Source organism: Stenotrophomonas sp. YJH_SMC_14-1 (genome assembly GCF_059372275.1).
Genome location: NZ_JCAFVK010000002.1, coordinates 587,280 through 606,289, shown reverse-complemented (window position 1 = coordinate 606,289; position 19,010 = coordinate 587,280). Strand labels below are relative to the sequence as shown.

General features: G+C 66.6%; 17 protein-coding genes. 10 read left to right on the top strand and 7 right to left on the bottom strand.

All coding sequences use genetic code 11. The features are described from left to right. Positions 1 to 101 precede the first annotated feature (101 nt). From hflK to AC5P9P_RS07770, 5 genes are all read left to right on the top strand, one after another. A complete protein-coding gene (hflK, locus tag AC5P9P_RS07790) occupies positions 102 to 1,235 on the top strand; it encodes an FtsH protease activity modulator HflK (protein WP_049431656.1) in 1,134 nt (377 codons plus the stop codon). Next, the gene (gene hflC / locus AC5P9P_RS07785; RefSeq protein ID WP_495232677.1) at positions 1,232 to 2,095 is read left to right on the top strand and encodes a protease modulator HflC; all 864 of its coding nucleotides are present in this window, start codon (positions 1,232 to 1,234) and stop codon (positions 2,093 to 2,095) included. Before hflK ends, hflC begins: the two co-directional genes overlap by 4 nt. Positions 2,096 to 2,162: 67 nt before the next feature. Beyond that, positions 2,163 to 2,348, top strand: a complete 186-nt coding sequence (locus tag AC5P9P_RS07780) for a DUF2065 domain-containing protein (RefSeq protein ID WP_005410640.1) — start codon at positions 2,163 to 2,165, stop codon at positions 2,346 to 2,348. A 462-nt stretch (positions 2,349 to 2,810) separates the two neighbouring features. After that, a complete protein-coding gene (locus AC5P9P_RS07775; protein WP_005410639.1) occupies positions 2,811 to 4,103 on the top strand; it encodes an adenylosuccinate synthase in 1,293 nt (430 codons plus the stop codon). 117 nt (positions 4,104 to 4,220) lie between these two features. Further along, a complete protein-coding gene (locus AC5P9P_RS07770; RefSeq protein ID WP_049404549.1) occupies positions 4,221 to 4,883 on the top strand; it encodes a hypothetical protein in 663 nt (220 codons plus the stop codon). On the opposite strand, the gene AC5P9P_RS07765 is transcribed toward AC5P9P_RS07770, so the two are convergent. Next, on the bottom strand, positions 4,819 to 5,496 hold the full coding sequence (locus AC5P9P_RS07765) for a M23 family metallopeptidase (RefSeq protein WP_049404551.1): 678 nt from the start codon (positions 5,494 to 5,496) through the stop codon (positions 4,819 to 4,821). The two genes, AC5P9P_RS07770 and AC5P9P_RS07765, sit on opposite strands and share 65 nt — an antisense overlap. Before the next feature lie 4 nt (positions 5,497 to 5,500). Beyond that, positions 5,501 to 6,463: a L,D-transpeptidase family protein gene (locus AC5P9P_RS07760; protein WP_005410636.1), complete on the bottom strand. Its 963-nt coding sequence runs from the start codon at positions 6,461 to 6,463 to the stop codon at positions 5,501 to 5,503. Positions 6,464 to 6,695: 232 nt separating this feature from the next. On the opposite strand from AC5P9P_RS07760, the gene AC5P9P_RS07755 reads away from it, so the two are divergent. Beyond that, complete coding sequence (locus AC5P9P_RS07755) at positions 6,696 to 8,822, top strand: methyl-accepting chemotaxis protein (protein ID WP_005410635.1); 2,127 nt, start codon at positions 6,696 to 6,698, stop codon at positions 8,820 to 8,822. A gap of 89 nt (positions 8,823 to 8,911) precedes the next feature. Here AC5P9P_RS07755 and AC5P9P_RS07750 read toward each other — a convergent pair whose 3' ends face one another. Together AC5P9P_RS07750 and AC5P9P_RS07745 are read right to left on the bottom strand one after the other, a co-directional pair. Continuing rightward, positions 8,912 to 9,202 carry a hypothetical protein gene (locus AC5P9P_RS07750; RefSeq protein ID WP_005410634.1) on the bottom strand — a complete coding sequence of 97 codons (291 nt, stop codon included), beginning with the start codon at positions 9,200 to 9,202 and terminating at the stop codon, positions 8,912 to 8,914. 14 nt (positions 9,203 to 9,216) lie between these two features. Beyond that, the gene (locus AC5P9P_RS07745) at positions 9,217 to 9,756 is read right to left on the bottom strand and encodes a hypothetical protein (RefSeq protein WP_049430607.1); all 540 of its coding nucleotides are present in this window, start codon (positions 9,754 to 9,756) and stop codon (positions 9,217 to 9,219) included. A gap of 140 nt (positions 9,757 to 9,896) precedes the next feature. On the opposite strand from AC5P9P_RS07745, the gene AC5P9P_RS07740 reads away from it, so the two are divergent. Beyond that, entirely contained in the window at positions 9,897 to 10,637 is a 741-nt protein-coding gene (locus AC5P9P_RS07740; RefSeq protein ID WP_495232676.1) for an alpha/beta fold hydrolase, read from the top strand. Between the two features lie 9 nt (positions 10,638 to 10,646). Here AC5P9P_RS07740 and AC5P9P_RS07735 read toward each other — a convergent pair whose 3' ends face one another. Beyond that, positions 10,647 to 11,123 (bottom strand): hypothetical protein, encoded by a 477-nt coding sequence (locus AC5P9P_RS07735; protein WP_495232675.1) that lies wholly within the window; start codon positions 11,121 to 11,123, stop codon positions 10,647 to 10,649. Positions 11,124 to 11,145: 22 nt separating this feature from the next. After that, the gene (locus AC5P9P_RS07730) at positions 11,146 to 13,236 is read right to left on the bottom strand and encodes a catalase (RefSeq protein WP_049404557.1); all 2,091 of its coding nucleotides are present in this window, start codon (positions 13,234 to 13,236) and stop codon (positions 11,146 to 11,148) included. A gap of 114 nt (positions 13,237 to 13,350) precedes the next feature. Here AC5P9P_RS07730 and AC5P9P_RS07725 point away from each other — a divergent pair, with 114 nt between their 5' ends. The 3 genes from AC5P9P_RS07725 (at position 13,351) to AC5P9P_RS07715 (ending at position 16,037) form a co-directional block, all read left to right on the top strand. After that, complete coding sequence (locus AC5P9P_RS07725; RefSeq protein ID WP_005410629.1) at positions 13,351 to 14,073, top strand: helix-turn-helix transcriptional regulator; 723 nt, start codon at positions 13,351 to 13,353, stop codon at positions 14,071 to 14,073. Between the two features lie 82 nt (positions 14,074 to 14,155). Further along, positions 14,156 to 15,523, top strand: coding sequence for an amino acid permease (locus tag AC5P9P_RS07720; RefSeq protein ID WP_005410628.1), 1,368 nt, complete (start codon positions 14,156 to 14,158; stop codon positions 15,521 to 15,523). A 103-nt stretch (positions 15,524 to 15,626) separates the two neighbouring features. Next, a complete protein-coding gene (locus tag AC5P9P_RS07715) occupies positions 15,627 to 16,037 on the top strand; it encodes a VOC family protein (RefSeq protein ID WP_005410627.1) in 411 nt (136 codons plus the stop codon). A gap of 93 nt (positions 16,038 to 16,130) precedes the next feature. Here AC5P9P_RS07715 and gcvP read toward each other — a convergent pair whose 3' ends face one another. Continuing rightward, on the bottom strand, positions 16,131 to 18,998 hold the full coding sequence (gene gcvP, locus AC5P9P_RS07710) for an aminomethyl-transferring glycine dehydrogenase (RefSeq protein ID WP_495232674.1): 2,868 nt from the start codon (positions 18,996 to 18,998) through the stop codon (positions 16,131 to 16,133). Between the last annotated feature and the right edge of the window lie 12 nt (positions 18,999 to 19,010).

The following is a 19,010-nucleotide window of genomic DNA, read 5'->3' as shown; positions in this document are numbered from 1 at the left end:
CGATCCTGCCGATCCGCCCCATCTTGTATGATCGGTGATGGTTTCACGGCTGGCGGTGCGGGAAGGGCCCGCGCCGCAGCCCAAATCTTGATGGAGCGTGCATGGCCTGGAATACACCCGGCGGCAACAAGGGCGGACAAGGCCCCGAGGACAATCGACGCAGGCCGTTCGGGTCACGCGGCGGTGGCAATGGTGGTGGCTGGGGCGGTTTGCCCGGGCCGCTGAAGGACCTGTTCGACGGCGGCATCGTGCGTTGGGTGGTGGCAGCCGTGGTGCTGCTGGTGCTGTTCTCCAGCTTCCAGCTGATCGGCGAACAGCAGCGTGGCGTGGTGCTGCGCTTCGGCCAGTTCTCGCGCATCCTGCAGCCCGGCCCGAACTTCAAGCTGCCGTGGCCGATCGAATCGGTCACCAAGGTCAACGCCACCGAGATCAAGACCTTCTCGATCCAGGTGCCGGTGCTGACCCGCGACGAGAACATCGTCAACGTCTCGCTGAACGTCCAGTACCGCATCGACGACCCGCAGCAGTACCTGTTCGGCACCGTCGATGCCAACCAGGTGCTGGAGCAGTCGGCGCAGAGCGCCGTACGCGAGGAAGTCGGCCGCGCCGATCTCAACGCCGTGCTGAACAACCGTGGCCCGCTGGCCGTGGCCGCCGAGGAGCGCCTGCAGGCGCTGCTGAAGGCGTTCAAGACCGGCCTGACCGTGACCGGCCTGACCCTGCAGGATGCCCGTCCGCCGGAAGAAGTGAAGCCGGCCTTCGACGAGGTCAACGGTGCCCAGCAGGTCAAGGAACGCCTGATCAACGAAGCCCAGGCCTACGCCGCCAAGGTCGTGCCGGAAGCCCGGGGCCAGGCCTCGCGCGCCCGTACCACCGCTGAAGGCTACAAGCAGGCCGTGGTGTCCAAGGCCGAGGGTGACGCGCAGCGCTTCAGCCTGTTGCAGGCCCAGTACAAGGACGCCCCGGAAGTGACCCGCAAGCGCCTGTGGCTGGAGACCGTGCAGCAGGTACTGAGCGAGAACCGCAAGGTGATCGGTGGCGATGGCCGCCAGCTGATCTACGTGCCGATGACCGGCGATACCCGTCCGAGCACGTCGGCTCCGGCCGCAGTGGCCAACCCGGACGTGGTGATGCCGTCGCTGCCGGGTGCAGCGGCGGAAGCTTCCCGTGATCCGGGCCGGCCGGTGGGCCGCCCGACCGGGCGACCGAGCGGCCGTGAGGAGGGCAGCCGATGAAGAGTCCTATCTGGATCGCCGTGATCGTGACGGTGGTGCTGGGCCTGCTCGGCTCGGTGTACGTGGTCCGTGAGGACCAGACCGCCATGGTGCTGAACCTGGGCAAGGTGGTGCGTTCGGACATCAAGCCGGGCCTGCACTTCAAGGTGCCGGTGGTGGAAACGGTGAAGGTCTTCGACCGCCGCTTCCAGGTGCTCGACACCGCGCCGGCGCGCTACTTCACCGCCGAGCAGAAGGACGTCAGCGTCGACTTCTTCGCCATCGGCTACATCTCCAACGTGGGTGACTACTTCCGTGCCACCGGCGGCGATCCACGCATCGCCAACGCCCGCCTGGCACCGATCATCACCGACTCTCTGCGCAACCAGATCAACTCGCGCACCCTGCAGCAGCTGGTCTCCGGCGACCGCAGCGAGCTGATCGCCGAGCAGCTGAAGGGGATCAACGAAGCGGTGGCCGGCCTGGGCATGCAGATGATCGACCTGCGCATCAAGCAGGTGGACCTGCCGACCGACAGCCAGGTGATCAACGACGTGTACGAGCGCATGCGTGCCCAGCGCAAGCAGGAAGCCGCAAAGCTGCGCGCGGAGGGCGAGGAGCAGTCGCTGACCATTCGCGCCCAGGCCGACCGTGACAGCACCGTGCTGATCGCCGAGGCCGAGCGTGATGCCCAGCGCCTGCGCGGTGAAGGCGATGCCGAGGCGGCCCGCATCTACGGCAAGGCCGGCTCGGCCGATCCGTCGTTCTATGCGTTCTACCGCAGCCTGGAGGCCTACCGTGGCTCCATGACCGACGGCAACGGTGTGATCGTGCTCGACAAGAACGACCCGTTCCTGCAGTACCTGAAGAACGACCGCTGAGGTCGCAGGGCAGTACCCCACGGGGCCCGGCCATATGCCGGGCCCCGTGCTTTTTCCGGAGTCCCCCATGAAAGATCTGTTTGCCGCTGTCTGCCTGGTCGCGGTGCTGGAAGGCCTGTTCCTGTTCGTCGCCCCGTTCGCCTGGAAGCGCATGGCCGAACGTCTGCTGGACCTGCCCAGCCCGGCCCTGCGCAGCTTCGGTGGGCTGGTGCTGCTGGCCGGCCTGAGCCTGCTGTGGTGGGCCCGCCACTGAAAGGGTAGTGCCGGCCGCTGGCCGGCAACCCGGGATTGCCGGCCAGCGGCCGGCACTACCGCCTGCGTTCACATGCATGGCCCGGCTCTGGTGGATGCCAACCTTGGTTGGCGTTGCCGGCCAGCGGCCGGCACTACCGGGCGGGGCGGCTGACCGACCTGCTCCTGCGTGGCCAGGCTCTGGTGGATGCCAACCTTGGTTGGCATTGCCGGCCAGTGGCCGGCACGACCGGGCGGGGCGGCTGACCGGCCGGTAAAGCCACCCGTCGGAAAGGTGGCACCCGACCCCGGAAACCCGGATAATGCACAAAAGCCGGACGGGCCTCCCCGTTCGGCTTTTTCCGTGTCTGGGCCTTCCATCGCCGGCCGCTCCCCGTTTGGAGCCGCCTTGCAGGTGCTGGCCAGCCCGCCACGGTTTACCCGTCCGCGGCCCCGATGGCCGCAACAAATCGAGGAGCCCGTCATGGGTCAGTCTGTCGTAGTGTTGGGTGCCCAGTGGGGCGATGAAGGCAAGGGCAAGATCGTCGATCTGCTCACTGAGGAAATCGGCGCCGTCGTGCGCTTCCAGGGCGGCCACAACGCCGGCCACACCCTGGTCATCAACGGCAAGAAGACCGTCCTGCACCTGATCCCGTCGGGCATCCTGCGTGACGACGCGCTGTGCCTGATCGGCAACGGCGTGGTGATCTCGCCGGCCGCGCTGCAGAAGGAAATCGCCGAGCTGGAAGCCTCCGGCGTGGAAGTGCGGTCGCGCCTGAAGATCTCCCCGGCCGCGCCGCTGATCATGCCGTACCACATCGCCCTGGACCAGGCGCGCGAGCGCGCTGCCGGTGGCAAGGCGATCGGCACCACCGGCCGTGGCATCGGCCCGGCCTACGAAGACAAGGTGGCGCGTCGCGGCATCCGCATCGCCGACCTGCATTACCCGAAGCAGCTGGAAGAACTGCTGCGCACCGCGCTGGATTACCACAACTTCGTGCTGACCAAGTATCTGAACACCGATGCGGTCGACTTCCAGAAGACCTTCGACGAAGCGCTGGCCTTCGGCGAATACGTGCAGCCGATGAAGTCCGACGTGGCCGGCATCCTGCACGACCTGCGCAAGCAGGGTAAGCGCGTGCTGTTCGAAGGCGCGCAGGGCGCGCTGCTGGACATCGACCACGGCACCTACCCGTATGTCACCAGCTCCAACACCACCGTCGGTGGCGCGCTGGCCGGTTCCGGCGTCGGCGCCGATTCGATCGACTACGTGCTGGGCATCGCCAAGGCCTACGCCACCCGCGTCGGCGGTGGACCTTTCCCGACCGAGCTGGACGACGAAGTCGGCCAAGGCATCCGTGACCGCGGCGCCGAGTACGGTGCCTCGACCGGCCGTCCGCGTCGTTGCGGCTGGATGGACATCGTCGCGCTGAAGCGTGCCGTGGCCATCAACGGCATCAGCGGCCTGTGCATCACCAAGCTGGACGTGCTGGACGGCATGGAAAAGCTGAAGGTCTGCATCGCCTACGAATACAACGGCAAGCGCACCGAGTACGCGCCGCTGGACGCGCAGGGCTGGGAAGAGTGCACGCCGGTGTACCTGGAGTTCCCGGGCTGGAGCGAGAACACCCACGGCATCACCAACTGGGACGACCTGCCGCCGGCTGCGCGCGCCTACCTGCGTTCGCTGGAAGAGCTGGCCGGCTGCCCGATCAGCATCGTCTCCACCGGCCCGGACCGCGACCACACCATGGTCCTGCAGGATCCGTTTGCCTGAGGTAACGCCGGGCGCTGCCCGGCGTAGGTGACAGGAAAAGCCCCGCGCAAGCGGGGCTTTTTCGTTACTGTGTCAGCGGGGTCGGCGAGGAAGCAAAGCGATGACCAGGATGTCAGCGTGAAGGGCGAAACGGTCGTGCGGATCACCCTGTGGGTGTTGTGGGGCCTGTGGGGCATCGCCTGCCTGGTACTGGTGCTGGGCGCGGCCGCCAATACCCTGGCTTCGCGCACGCAGACGGTGCCGTTGGTGCTGAGCCCTGGCGCAACCGCCCAGATCACCGTCTACCGCCTCATCGATGATCAACTGCGGCTGCGCCTGCGCTATGCCGCGGACGGTACGGAGGCTGACCCCGAGGTGCTGCTGCGCATCGAAACTCCGACCGATCATGGAGACTTCCGCGCAGGGGAGCGTTCGGGAGTGGCCGGGCAGGGCATCAATCGTGCGCTGGCTTCGGTTGAGTCCAGCGGCCTCATGGCGTCCTACTTCGGCTATGGCCGTGGCGACGCATTGCCACGCGGCCGCTCATGGGTGCGGGTAACCGTGCTGGAGGTGGACCCGGCGCTGGCCGATCGCGCGGCCACCGTCGAGCTGCAGCCGCCACTGGATCTGTTGAAGCTGACTGACCTGGATTATGTCTGGTTGTGGCCGTTCTTCTTCTGGAAAGTGGCGGCACTGCTCCTGTTGATTCCAGGGGCTGCCTTGGCGGTGTTCACGTTCACCTTGCGGCGCTGGCAGCACCGGGCTTCGAAGCAGGCGGATTCAGCAGTGGGTACGGATTGATCGATTCCCCCTTCCACCACTGCTTCTCCGGTCCCAGCACGTGCACCTCGAAATGCAGGTGCGGGGCCTCAGGGCTGGCGTTGCCGGTACTGCCCACGTAACCGATCACCTCCCCGCGTCTGATCACCTGCTTTTCGGTCAGGCCATCGGCATAGCGCTGCAGGTGCGCGTAGTAGTAGCACCAGCGTCCGCTGGGCTCGAACTGGTAGATCGTCAGGCCACCGCGCTCGCTGTCGAACAGTTTTTCCACCGTGCCATCGGCCACTGCCAGCACCGGCGTACCGGCATCGGCCATGATGTCGATGGCATCGTGCACGCGGCCTTCGCTGCGCGCATCGGTGAACGTGTCGCGCAGCTGGGAGGCCAGGACGCCCTGTACCGGCAGCAGCAGACCGGACGGCGCATCCGCAGCCCGCGCGGCTGACGGTGCGGTGGCGGCGGGGGCAGGGGCCGTGTCGAGCGGCGCTAGGGATCCCTTGGCCGGCGCCACAGCTGCTGCCGGTTGTGCTTCCGGCAGCGAGGCGGCTACCGGCTCGCCTGCATCGCGGCGCAGCCACCAGCCGGCCCCCAGTCCCAGCAGAACGCCCACTACGATCAGCTGCGAAAGACGCATCGGCTCACTCCTGCATCACCACGGGGACGGAGGTATCCACCGCATCGGCCACGCGCAGCGCATCCCAGTTGGTCATGCGCACGCAGCCATGTGACTCGGTCTTGCCGACATGGCCGGGCTCGGGCGTGCCATGCAGGCCGTAGTGTGGCTTCGACAGATCGATCCAGACCCGGCCGACTGGATTGTTCGGGCCCGGCGGCAGTGTCGCCTTCTTTTCGCCCTTGCGCGCATCCCAGAACAGCTTGGGGTTGTAGTGAAACGGCGGGTCGCGATACACGCCCAGGATCTTCCATTCGCCGATCGGCAGCGGATCGTGCTGGCTGCCGGAGGAAACCGGCACCTGAGCGATCACCTTGCCCTGCGCATCCAGCAACTGCAGGCTGGAATCGGACTTGTCGACGACCACCTTGGCCGCCTTCGGTAGCGGCGATGGTGCGATATTGGGCACCTGGATGCGGTTGCCCGCCTTGCTCAGATCCACGCCCGGATTGAGCAGCTTCAACAGCTCAGGGGATGCGTGGAAGCGTTCGCCCAGCGACTCTTCGACGTTGTTGAAGCCCAGCGATTTCAGTTTGGCCTGTGCGGCGGGGCCCTTCGGCACCGCCTGGAACGGCCCGGCGACATCCTCGCTGGTCAGCGTGTAGCTGGCCAAGGGGGTGACCGTATCAGCCTGCAGGGCCTGCCAGGTCGCGTCGTCCAGTTCACCGGTGACGGTCAGGCCGTGCGCCGCCTGGAAACCCGACACCGCGCGCCGCTGGTTGCTGCCCACTTCACCGTCGATCTGGCCGGGCGAGAAATTCGCACGGTCCAGCAGCACCTGGGCATGCAGGGCGGAACGTGCTGCGGTGTCCGGTCCGGCCTTCTCGGCGATGGGGGCGGGCAGTCCAGGGGGCGGTGCCTGCGCGAACGCCGGCGATGCCAGTAGCGAGAGAGCGAGCAGGGTGGATCGGTACACGGGTAATGGCATTGGGAACTCCAGCAGATGACGCCACCACCTTGCCTGCAGGCCGCGCCGAGCCACCGTGAAAGAGATCTGACGTCTGCATGAGCAGTCGGGTCGTTGCGCGACCGTCCCCGCGCGGGTGCCGCCGGCCAAGGGCTCACCAAGGTGAATGGTGCCCCACGCCATTGGCGGTTGGCGATCAAGATTGCCTGGCGGGCCGCCGATAACGCCACATCCCCCCGTTTTGGATGTACCGATGAACTACTTGAGGAATGTCAGGGTTGCCTGGCGTCTTGGGCTGGGCTTTGGCCTGTTGCTGCTGTTGGTTGCGGCCGTGGTGGCCACCGGCGCCACCGCCAGTGTCGTGCAGAAGCGCGCGATGCAGCAGGTGGTCGATGTCAGCGTGGCCAAGGTGCGCCTGCTCTCGCAGATGCTCGATGCCAACAACCAGATGATGGTCGTTCGCCGCGAGATGCTGATCCGCCAGGGCGATGACCGTGGCCATGATGAGCAGCGCATCGCCGATCTGGTCAAGCGCTATGAGGCCAGTTGGACGGCCTACCAGGCGCTGCCCAGCGACGCCGAGGGCAAGGCCATTGCCGAGACCATCGCCGCCAAGCGTGCCATCGCGCGTCCGCTCAACAAGCAGACCAGCGAACTGATGGAGCAGGGCGACTACCCGGGCGCCGTGGCGCTGACCCTGGGCCCGGTGCAGGAAGCCGCCAACGGCTGGAACAAGGCGCTGTCCGATGGCGTGGACTTCGAAGAGAAGGAAAGCCGTGAGGCGGCCGCCGAGGCGATCCGCTTGGGCGAGCGCAGCCTGCTGCAGTTGCTGGTGCTGGGCGGCGTTGCACTGCTGGTCGGCATCGCCGCCTCGGTGATGATCGGCCGCAGCCTGACCGGCCCGCTGGCCCGCGCGGTGAACCTGGCCGAGCGCCTGTCCAGGGGCCAGCTGGATCAGGAGTTCCGCCTCGGCGGCCGTGACGAACTGACCCAGTTGGGCGAGGCGATGGCCAGCGTGCGCCAGAGTGTGCAGGCGGCGATCGGCGCGCAGCTGCAGATGGCCGAACAGCACGAGGCGGGTGCGATCCGTTACCGCATGGACGCCAGCGCCTTCCCCGGTGATTTCGGCCGCATGGTGCAGGCCACCAACAGCCTGGTCGAATCGCACGTGCAGGTGGAACTGCTGATGGCCGAAGTGATGCAGCGCTACGCCATCGGTGACCTCAGCCGCGACCTGCCGGACTACCCGGGCGAGAAGGGTACGCTGACCCGCACCCTGGCCGCAGTGAAGCAGAGCCTGATGGCGATCAACGCGCAGATCGATGCACTGGCCCGGGCCGCGCGCGCCGGTGATTTCAGCATGCGTGGCGATGCCGCTGCGTTCCAGTTCCAGTTCAAGGCGATGGTCGAGCATCTCAACGGCATGATGGCCAGTTCGCAGGCCAGCATTGCTGATGTCTCCGATGTGCTGCGTGCGATCTCGCACGGCGACCTGACTGCACGCATGGACGGCGAGTACGACGGTGTGTTCGCCCGCATGCGTGACGACGCCAACACCACCACCGCGCAGCTGACCGGCATCGTGCGTGGCATCCAGGTGGCCGCCGACAGCATCAACAACGCGGCGCAGGAACTGGCTGCCGGCAACAACGACCTGTCGCGCCGCACCGAGCAGCAGGCCGCCAACCTGGAAGAAGCCGCCGCATCGATGGAGGAACTGACCTCGACTGTGCGCCAGAATGCCGAGCTCGCTCGTCAGGCCGACAGTGAAGCGCACGCCGCCGGTGCCGCCGTACGCGAGACCGAGCAGGCGATGGCGCAGATGGCGTCGGTGATGGGTGAGATCGATCAGTCCTCGGCACGCATCTCGGAAATCTCCACCGTGATCGACGGCATCGCGTTCCAGACCAACATCCTGGCGCTGAATGCTGCGGTTGAAGCCGCGCGTGCAGGTGAGCAGGGCCGTGGTTTTGCCGTGGTCGCCAGCGAGGTACGCACGCTCGCACAGCGTGCCGGTGTCGCCGCCAAGGAGATCAAGGAGCTGATCGAAGACGCTGCTGCCAAGGTGAAGAGCGGCCTGGCGGTGACCGTTGAATCGGAAGCCGCGATCGCCCGCGTGGCCCAGGCCAGCTCGCGCACCACGCAGCTGATGAGCGACATCGCAGCGGCCAGCAAGGAACAGGCCGCCGGTATCGAGCAGGTCAACCAGGTGGTGGTGCAGATGGACCAGGTGACCCAGCAGAACGCTGCGCTGGTGGAAGAAGCCACTGCCGCCAGCCGCGCGCTGGAGGAACAGGCGCATGCGCTGACCACGTCGGTGGCGGTGTTCAAGGTGGAGCAGGGCGCGCGCATGCCCATCGTGCCTGCGCAGGCGGCGTAAGCAACCTGCGACTGGATGTTGGATGACGCCCTGCATGCGATGCCCCGCATGCAGGGCACCGCATGCACGCAACCGGTCGGTGCCGCTGGCTAGCGGCCGCGCGCGGCGCGTTCGATCAGCCAGCCGGCTGCGTACAGCAACAGCAGTGTTGGCGGAACCAGTACTGCATACGCGGTCGACCAGGGTTTGCCGTACAGCAGGCTGCCTGCGCCGATGGCATCGAGTGCAGCAGACTGCAGGGTGATGGGGAGCGACATCAGGATATAGGCCCCCTTCGGGTCCGCATCCGACTGCGCGCCGTGAACCAGCCATGCGGTCAACAGCAGGTAGACCACGCAAAGCGCAAGACCGGTCCAGCTCAGTAATCGCCGCATCTTCATCCGCACGCCTCCGTTCAACGGACGTCGAAGTGAGCCTGCAGAGGCAGGCTCACATTCCGCAGCAGATCCCTGACCACCACCTGCGCAGTCCACGTACCTTTCGGATCACTGGCCTCGGCCACGAACTTCAGGTCCAGGTTGGTCATGTACAACAGGGTTGGCGGGCCGGGCAGGGCAGCGGTGAAACAGGGAACATCGCGTTCGTCGATGCTGGTACTGCCGTCCGGGCGCAGCATGCGCAGATCGCAGTGCACCTTGGGCACGCGGTTCTCATCCAGTTGCGGGTTGGACAGGAATGTCAGCAGGAACAATTCACCGCCCGGGTGGACTTCGTCGGCCTGGGTAAAACCGGGAGTGGACTCTGGTGGGGTTTCCCACTTGGCCCGCCAGTCGGCATCGGAGGTGACCAGCAGCGATGCCGCAAAGCCACCGCTGGATTTCATGGCATCGGTCTCCGGCATCGCCTTGCCTGCCCCGTTTATCCAGCCATCGTTGGCGGAACTGTTCAGTGGCAGCATCATGACCATCATGGCCAGCGCGTAGGTCCATCGCATCAGAGGCTCTCCTTGGCAGCCGCGTCCCGCGGCAGAGCGGGCAGTATCGCTCAACCTTGACTGGCAAAGCAGCAGGAGAGCCGGAGCGAAAGTTCCGCTGCCTGCCGATGTGGGCGATGCTTGCCAGCAAAGGAGGTGACATGAGAATCGGGCGCGAGGAAAAGCCGGGCTGTGATTCAGCATCACCCACGCCGCAGCACGTGCTGATGCTGCCCGGGCTGGATGGCTCCGGCAGACTGTCGATCCCGTTTCTGTCAGCACTCCAGGCTCATGGGCTGACGACGCAGGCGATTACGCTGCCTGCGCAGGGAGGGCAGGATCACGCCACGCTGGCCCAACGGCTGTGGTCGCAGCTGCCCGGCCATCCCTTCATCCTGCTTGCCGAGTCCTTCTCGGGCCCGTTGGCGGTTGAACTGGCCACGCGACAGCCCGCCGGGCTGCGCGGACTGGTGCTTGCCGCGACCTTTGCGCGTCGGCCGTTGCCATTGCCGGCAGCCAGCGCAGCCCTGTTGACGCCGGCCTGGCCTTTGCCTCCCGTGGCGTTGCTGGCGCGCCTGCTGCTGGGGCGGTGGCGCACCCGCGACCACGTATCGATGCTGCGCGATGCGCTGGCCCGGATTCCGGCGGCCACATTGCGGCGACGCGCCGCAGCGACCCTGCGCGTCGACGTACGCGCATTGCTGCCGGCAATCGACGTGCCGACGCTGTGCCTGCACGCGTGCCATGACCGCCTGCTGTGGCCGCCCAGCGTGGCAGAACTTCAGGCCTTTTTGCCGGATGCCCGGCATGTTTCGCTGGAAGGGCCGCATCTGCTGCTGCAGGCACGCGCTGACGCATCCGCGGCCGAAGTTGCAGCGTGGATGAGGACGCTGTCGCCCTGATCGAAGGACTCAGCCGCGCGCGCGGGTACGCGCGGCCTTCTTCGCCGCCACCTTGCGCACGGTCTTCTTCGCCGCCTTCTTCGCTGCAGCACTGCGCGAGGCGGCTGTACCGGCCTTCTTGGCCGCTGTCTTCTTTGCGGTTTTCTTTGTGGCTGTCTTGCGAGCCGGTGCCTTCTTTGCCGCCGCTTTCCTGGCTGTCGTCTTCTTCGCAGGGGCCTTCTTCGCCGCCGTCGTCTTGGTCGTGGCCTTCTTTGTGCCCGACTTTCTGGCAGGCGCCTTCTTGGCAGCCTTCTTGGTGGTCGCCTTCTTCGTACCCTTGCGCGCGCTGCCGCTACGCTTGCCACCACCATCCTGCTTGTTCACGGTCGCCCAGGCAATGCGCTCGGCCGTGCCTTCGCTGGCACCGCGCTCGCGCTCGCTTTCCTCGATGTGCTCGGCCTGGCGCTTCTGTTTATCGGAGTATGCGGATTTGTCACCACGGGGCATGACAGTTCTCCTGTTGCTGTAGTCAGGCCAGCAGGCGCAGCTTGGGTTCGCGCGCCCACTGGCGGGTGGCGGCCGCCGCCAGGAATGCCTTGGCGTCTTCCGCTTCGACGATGCCGGCGTCGTTGCCGACCCTTGCCGCCTTCAGCAGCGTCTGGCCGCCCGCATCGCTGGCGATGGCCTTCAGGTGCGCCCACGCCTGGCTGACGAATTCGATGGCTGCACTCTCTTTCGACAAGGCCTTCGCCGCTTCCGGGCTGAGCACCACGGCTACTGCATCGAACACGGCCGACGGGGTGCCCGCCAGTTGCCCATCCGCCGCCTGCAGCGCGCCATCGCTGAGCGTGGCGCCACCCACTCTGGGGGCGACCAGCTTCACATCCGCACCTGCTTTCCTGGCTGCCTTGCTCAGGCTGGCAATGATCCGGGCATCAGAACCCTCATCGAACAGGATGCCGATGCAGCGCCCTTGCAGGGTGGGTTTGTTGCGACCGATCACCCGTACTTCGGGGGCGGGGGGCATGTCCCGCACTGGAGTAGCGGTCGGCGCCGGGTCGGGCAGTGCAGGCAACGCCAGACCATCGGCCACGCGCTGCGCCAGTGAGTCATCGATGTTGCGCAGGTGACTGACGGTGCGTACCCGCACCTTCAGCGTTTCCACCTTGGACAACTCGAACACCAGCGCCGATGCCAGGTGCGCCTGCTCCGGCTTTTCGAGGCTGCGGAAAAACATGCGGGCCTGGCTGTAGTGGTCGGCGAAACTCTCCGCGCGGGTGCGACCCTTGCGGCCATCGTCGGCGCTGGCATGGCTGCGGAATCCGGCAGGCGTCTCGCGCGGGGTGTCCTCCTGCAGCGAACTGGGATCGTAGGCCACCCGGCCCTTGGGAACCTGCATCTGCATGTGGCCGTCGCGCTGATGATTGGCAAACGGGCACTTGGGCGCATTCACCGGGATCTGGTGGAAGTTCGGGCCGCCCAGGCGCAGCAGCTGGGTGTCCAGGTAGGAGAACAGGCGCCCCTGCAGCAGCGGGTCGTTGCTGAAGTCGATGCCCGGTGGCACGTTGGCCGGGCAGAAAGCCACCTGCTCGGTCTCGGCGAAGAAGTTGTCCGGCCAGCGGTCCAGCACCATGCGCCCGATGACCTGCAACGGCACCAGCGATTCGGGAATGATCTTGGTCGGGTCCAGATGATCGAACGGGAATGCGTCGGCGTCTTCTTCGGTGAACAACTGCACCGCCAGTTCCCATTCCGGGAAGTCGCCGCGCTGGATGGCCTCGAACAGGTCACGGCGATGGAAGTCATTGTCGGCCGACTGCAGCTTCAGCGCTTCGTCCCAGACCGTGGACTGGATACCCAGCTTGGGCCGCCAGTGGAACTTGACGAACGTTGACTCGCCGGCCTCGTTCAGCAGGCGGAAGCTGTGCACACCGAAGCCTTCGATCATCCGCAGCGAACGCGGTATGGCGCGGTCGCTCATCGCCCACATGATCATGTGCATCGATTCGGGCATCAGCGAAATGAAGTCCCAGAACGTGTCATGGGCCGACGCGGCCTGCGGGAAGGCACGGTCCGGTTCCATCTTCACCGCGTGCACCAGGTCCGGGAATTTCATGGCGTCCTGGATGAAGAACACCGGCATGTTGTTGCCGACCAGGTCCCAGTTGCCCTCCCTGGTATAGAACTTCACCGCGAAGCCGCGCACGTCGCGCGGGGTGTCCACTGAACCTGCGCCACCGGCCACGGTCGAGAAGCGGGTGAACACGGGTGTCTTCACGCCAACCTCGGTCAGGATGCGCGCGCGGGTATGCGCCTTCAGTGATCGGGTCAACTCGAAGTAGCCATGCGCAGCGCTGCCGCGGGCGTGCACGATGCGCTCGGGAATGCGCTCATGGTCGAAGTGGGTGATCTTCTCGCGCAGGATGAAGTCCTCCAGCAGCGTAGGCCCCCGAGGTCCCTGCCGCAGGGAGTTCTGGTTGTCTGCCACCGGGATGCCCTGATCGGTGGTCATCGCCGGATGACTGCCCCCGGCCTGCTGGTGCAGTTCATCGCCGCTGCCGCGGTGGTGGTTCTCGGCGTGGGTGGTTGCGCGCTTGCCGGTCGGCTTGCTGGCGGCCATTGACGTTGGCTCCGGATGCTCAAAGAGAACCACGACACTGGAACCGGGCCCGTTAAACCGAGGTCCGGCAAAGGTGAACGTACAGGCAAAAGCAGGCTCGGGTATGCTTGCTCCATGCGAGTCGAGCCCGCCGACATCGAAGCCCTGTTCGACGCCATCCCGGATGTGCTGTTCTTCATCAAGGACCTTCAGGGGCGTTACACCCACGTCAACCAGACCATGCTGCGGCGGCTGGGCCTGCGCGCCCGCAAGGACGTGATCGGGCGTACCGCGGCGGAGATCTACCCGACCGGGCTGAGCGCCGACTACGTGGACCAGGACGCCCGCGTGCTGGCCGGTGAGGTGATCGAGAACCTGATGGAGCTGCACCTGTTCGCCAACCGCGAACCGGGCTGGTGCCTGACCTGCAAGCGTCCGCTGGTGGTCGATGGGGCCATCGAGGGCCTGATCGGCATTTCCCGCGACCTTGGCCAGAAGGACAGTCTGGGTACCCAGTACGAGCAGCTGCGGCTGGCGCTGGCCCACCTCAACGCGCACTACGCCGAGAACGTGCGCATGCAGACCCTGCTGGACATCACCGGTTTTTCGCTGTCCAAGCTGGAGCGCAGCTTCCGCAAGGTGTTCCAGATGACCCCGCAGCAGGTGCTGACCCGGCTGCGGATCCAGATGGCCATGCACCTGCTGCACGGTGACGAGAGCATCGCCAGCATCGGCCAGGCCTGCGGTTTCAGCGACCAGAGCGCCTTTACCCGCAAGTTCAAGGCTGAAACCGGTTTCTCGCCGCGTGCCTACCGCGCCCGTATTGGTGGCAGTGTCGGAGAGCCGGCACTGGCCTGAGCCGCCTGCTGCGCTGTGCCTATCCCCGCGGGCATGGGACAGGGTAAGGTGTCGCCCCTGTAGCCCGCCGCCAGCCCTGCCGATGCCCAACTCGATTCCGACCGCTTCACCGTCCCGCCTCGGACATTCGCTCAAGCCCCGCCAGCTGATCATGATGGGCCTGGGCAGCGCCATCGGCGCCGGCCTGTTCCTCGGCTCGGGCGTGGGTGTGCAGGCGGCCGGTCCGGCGGTCCTGGTGTCGTATCTGGTCGCCGGCGCGCTGGTGATCATCGTGATGAACGCTCTGGGCGAAATGGCGGCGGCCAAACCGACCAGCGGCGCGTTCTCGGTCTATGCCGCCGATGCCATGGGCGCCACCGCCGGTGCCACCGTCGGCTGGTTGTGGTGGGTGCAGCTTGTGATCGTGATCGCCGCCGAGGCGGTGGGAGCGGCCGGTCTGCTGGCCACCGTCTGGCCAGCAGTACCTGTACCGATGGCGGCGCTGGCCTTCATGCTGTTCTTCACCGCGATCAACCTGCTCGGGGTGAAGAACTTCGGCGAGTTCGAATTCTGGTTCGCCATCCTCAAGGTGGCGGCGATCCTGGCCTTCATCGCCATCGGCGTGGCGCTGCTGATGGGCTGGCTGCCGCAGGTGACCTCGCCGGGCCTGAGCAACTTCACCGAGCATGGTGGCTTCGCGCCGAAGGGCCTGGCCGGTATTGGCGCTGCACTGCTGGTTGTCGTTTTTGCCTTCGGTGGCACCGAGATCGTGGCCGTTGCGGCGGCGGAGACCGAAGATCCGGAACGCAGCATCGCCCGTGCCATCCGCACCGTGGCGTGGCGCATCCTGGTGTTCTATATCGGCTCGCTGAGCGTGATCATCGCCGTCGTACCGTGGACCAGCGAAGCGCTGAAGTCGCCGTTTGCCGCCGTGCTGGATATCGCCCGCATCCCGGGCGCGGGCACCGCCATCACCCTGATCGCGGTGATCGCGCTGCTGTCGGCGCTCAATGCCAACCTCTACGGCGCCTCGCGCATGATGTATTCGCTGGCGCAGCGTCGTGAAGCGCCGGCCGTGCTGGGCTGGACCGATCCGCGCCAGGTGCCGGTGATTGCCGTGCTGGCCAGCGTGCTGTTCGGTTTCGCCGCCACGGTGATGGAGCTGCTGTTCCCGGACCGGGTGCTGCCGGTGCTGCTGAACATCGTCGGTTCCACCTGCCTGCTGGTGTGGACGCTGTCGCTGGTGTCGCAGCTGGTGCTGCGCCGCCGCGCGGATCGCCTGGGTACCCGGCTGCCGTTCCGCATGGCCGGCTTCCCGTGGCTGACCTGCTGCGCGCTGGCGATCCTGGCACTGATCTTCGGCCTGCTGCTGAGCGAGTCGCACACCCGCCTGCAGTTCCTGTCGATGGTGGCGCTGACCGCCACCATCGCCGCCGGCAGCGCCATCGCGCGGCGCATGCGCGAGGCGTGACTGAAGCTGCCGGCCAGCGGCCGGCACTACCACGGAGGCTGCACATCCGCCGTGCCATCCTCATCGTGTGGGCCGTCATCGGCCCGTCGACCGGGAGTACCGCATGCTGCGCAGTCGCCCCTTCCTGATGTTTACCGGCCAGGCCGAGGCCGCCCTGGCCCTGTACGCCGAGGCCTTCGCCGATTTCCGCCTGCTGGCAATGCAGCGCCATCCGGACGGCGCCGGTGCCGGCGTGCCCGGGCAGGTCCGACAGGCCATCTTCCTGCTCGGTGGCACCCACTACCTGTGCTTTGACAGCCTGGACGTGCACGATTTCACCTTCAGCCCGTCGATCTCGCTGTTCGTCGAGTGCTCCGGCGCCGAGCAGTTCGAGCGCGCCGCGCGCGTGCTGGGCGAGGGCGGCCACTGGCTGATGCCGGTGGGCGACTATGACTTCAGCAACCGCTACGGCTGGGTGCAGGATCGCTTCGGCGTGTCGTGGCAGTTGAGCCTGGGGCAGATGCCGGACCCGTGATCGGGATTACCGTGGGTGTGGACCCTGGTCTACCCGCCCTCATGAAAACGGCCCGCTTGCGCGGGCCGTTCTCTTTACCGATGCCGCGAGGAATCAAGCCTCGACTTCATCATCCTTGTAGGCATCGACCGGGATGCAGGCGCACATCACGTTCTTGTCGCCGTACACGTTGTCGACGCGCGCCACCGGCGGCCAGTACTTGCTCTGCTTCAGGCTGGCCAGCGGGAAGGCAGCCAGTTCGCGCGGGTAGGCGTGGGTCCACTCGCTGGCGGTCACCGCGGTGGCGGTGTGCGGCGCGTTCTTCAGCGGGTTGTCCTCGCGGTCCAGGCGGCCGTCTTCGATCGCGGTGATCTCCTCGCGGATCTGGATCATCGCGTCGATGAAGCGGTCCAGCTCGTGCAGCGATTCGCTCTCGGTCGGTTCGACCATCAGCGTGCCGGCCACCGGGAAGCTCAGGGTCGGGGCGTGGAAGCCGAAGTCGATCAGGCGCTTGGCGACGTCCTCGGCGCCGATGCCGCTGGTCTTCTCCAGCGGGCGTACGTCGAGGATGCACTCGTGTGCCACCAGGCCGTTGCGGCCGGTGTACAGGGTCTTGAAGTGCGGGGCCAGGCGCTTGGCGATGTAGTTGGCGTTGAGCTGCGCGACCTGGGTGGCCTTGCGCAGGCCTTCGCGGCCCATCATCGCGATGTACATCCAGCTGATCGGCAGGATCGAGGCGCTGCCGAAGCTGGCGGCGCTGACCATGCCGACCGGGCCGTTGTCACCCAGCTTGCCCGGCAGGAACGGGGCCAGGTGTTCCTTGACCGCGCACGGGCCGACGCCCGGGCCGCCGCCGCCGTGCGGGATGCAGAAGGTCTTGTGCAGGTTCAGGTGCGAAACGTCCGAACCCCACTTGCCGGGCTTGGCCACGCCGACCAGGGCGTTCATGTTGGCGCCGTCGGTGTACACCTGGCCGCCGTGCTGGTGGATGATCTCGCAGATCTCGACCACCTCTTCCTCGAACACGCCGTGCGTGGACGGGTAGGTCATCATGATCGCGGCCAGGCGGTCGCTGTACTTCTCGGCGTTGAGGCGGATGTCTTCCACATCGACGTTGCCGTTGGCATCGGTCTTGGTGACCACCACCTTCATGCCGCACATCTGCGCCGAGGCCGGGTTGGTGCCGTGCGCCGAATCCGGGATCAGGCAGATGTCGCGGTGGCCTTCGCCGCGCGAGCGGTGGTATGCCCGGATCGCCAGCAGGCCGGCGTACTCGCCCTGTGCGCCGGAGTTCGGCTGCAGGCTGACCGCGTCGTAGCCGGTGCATTCGACCAGCATCGCTTCCAGCGTGTCGATCAGTTCCTTGTAGCCCAGCGCCTGGTCGGCCGGCACCAGCGGGTGGATCTGCGAGAACTCCGGCCAGGTCACCGGGATCATCTCGGCGGTGGCGTTGAGCTTCATGGTGCACGAACCCAGCGGGATCATCGTGCGGTCCATCGCCAGGTCCTTGTCGGCCAGCGAACGCAGGTAGCGCAGCAGTTCGTGTTCGCTGTGGTGGGTGTTGAACACCGGGTGGGTCAGGAACGCGGACTGGCGCAGCAGGCCGGCCGGCAGCGCGTCGGCGGTGCTGGCATCCAGTGCGTCGACGTCCAGCGAGGCACCGAACACCGCAGCCACGGCGACGATGTCGGCGCGGGTGGTGGTCTCGTCCAGGCTGATGCCGACCGAGTCGCTGTCGATCGCGCGCAGGTTGTAACCGGCGGCGCGTGCCTTGGCATGGATTTCATCGGCATGCACGCCGGTGACGTGCAGGGTGTCGAAGAAGTCGCCACCGACCTGCACGCCGGCATTGCGCAGCGCTGCGGCCAGGATCGAGGCCAGTCGATGGGTGCGGCGGGCAATGCGGGTCAGGCCTTCCGGGCCGTGGTAAACGGCGTACATCGAGGCCATCACCGCCAGCAGCACCTGCGCGGTACAGATGTTGGAGGTGGCCTTCTCGCGGCGGATGTGCTGTTCGCGGGTCTGCAGGGTCAGGCGGTAGGCCGGGTTGCCCTGGGCATCGATCGAAACGCCGATCAGGCGGCCCGGCATCGAGCGCTTGTAGGCGTCACGGCAGGCCATGAAGGCGGCGTGCGGGCCACCGAAGCCGAACGGCACGCCGAAACGCTGGCTGTTGCCGACAACGATGTCCGCGCCCCATTCGCCCGGGGCAGCCAGCAGGGTCAGGGCCAGCAGGTCGGTGGCCACGGCCACCAGGCCGCCGCGTGCGTGCACGGCATCGACCAGCGCCTTGTAGTCGCCGACCTGGCCAAAGGTGTCCGGATACTGCAGCAGCAGGCCGAAGGCTTCTGCTTCCAGCGCTTCGGCCGGGGCGCCGACGCGCAGCACGATGCCCATGGGCTCGGCGCGGGTACGCAGCAGTTCCAGGGTCTGCGGGTGCACGGCGTCGTGCACGAAGAAGGTGTCCGACTTCGACTTGGCCGAACGCTTGGCCAGGGTCATCGCTTCGGCGGCGGCGGTGGCTTCGTCCAGCAGCGAGGCGTTGGCGATTTCCATGCCGGTCAGGTCGGCGCACAGGGTCTGGAAGTTGATCAGCGCTTCCATGCGGCCCTGCGAGATTTCCGCCTGGTACGGGGTGTAGGCGGTGTACCACGCCGGGTTTTCCAGGATGTTGCGCAGGATCACGTTCGGCGTGTGGGTACCGTAGTAACCCTGGCCGATGAAGCTGCGCAGCACGGTGTTCTTGTCGGCGATCGCACGGATCTTCGCCAGTGCCTGCACTTCGGTCATCGACTCCGGCAGTGCCAGCGGTGCCGGCGACTTGATCTTGGCCGGCACGATGGCGTCGGTCATCGCATCCAGCGACGCGTGGCCGACGACGTCGAGCATCTGCGCGATCTCGGCGTCGTTGGGGCCGATGTGGCGCTCGACGAACGCGTTGTGGTGCTCGAGCTCACGCAGGGAAGGGGTGTTCTGGGACATGGCGAAGGATCC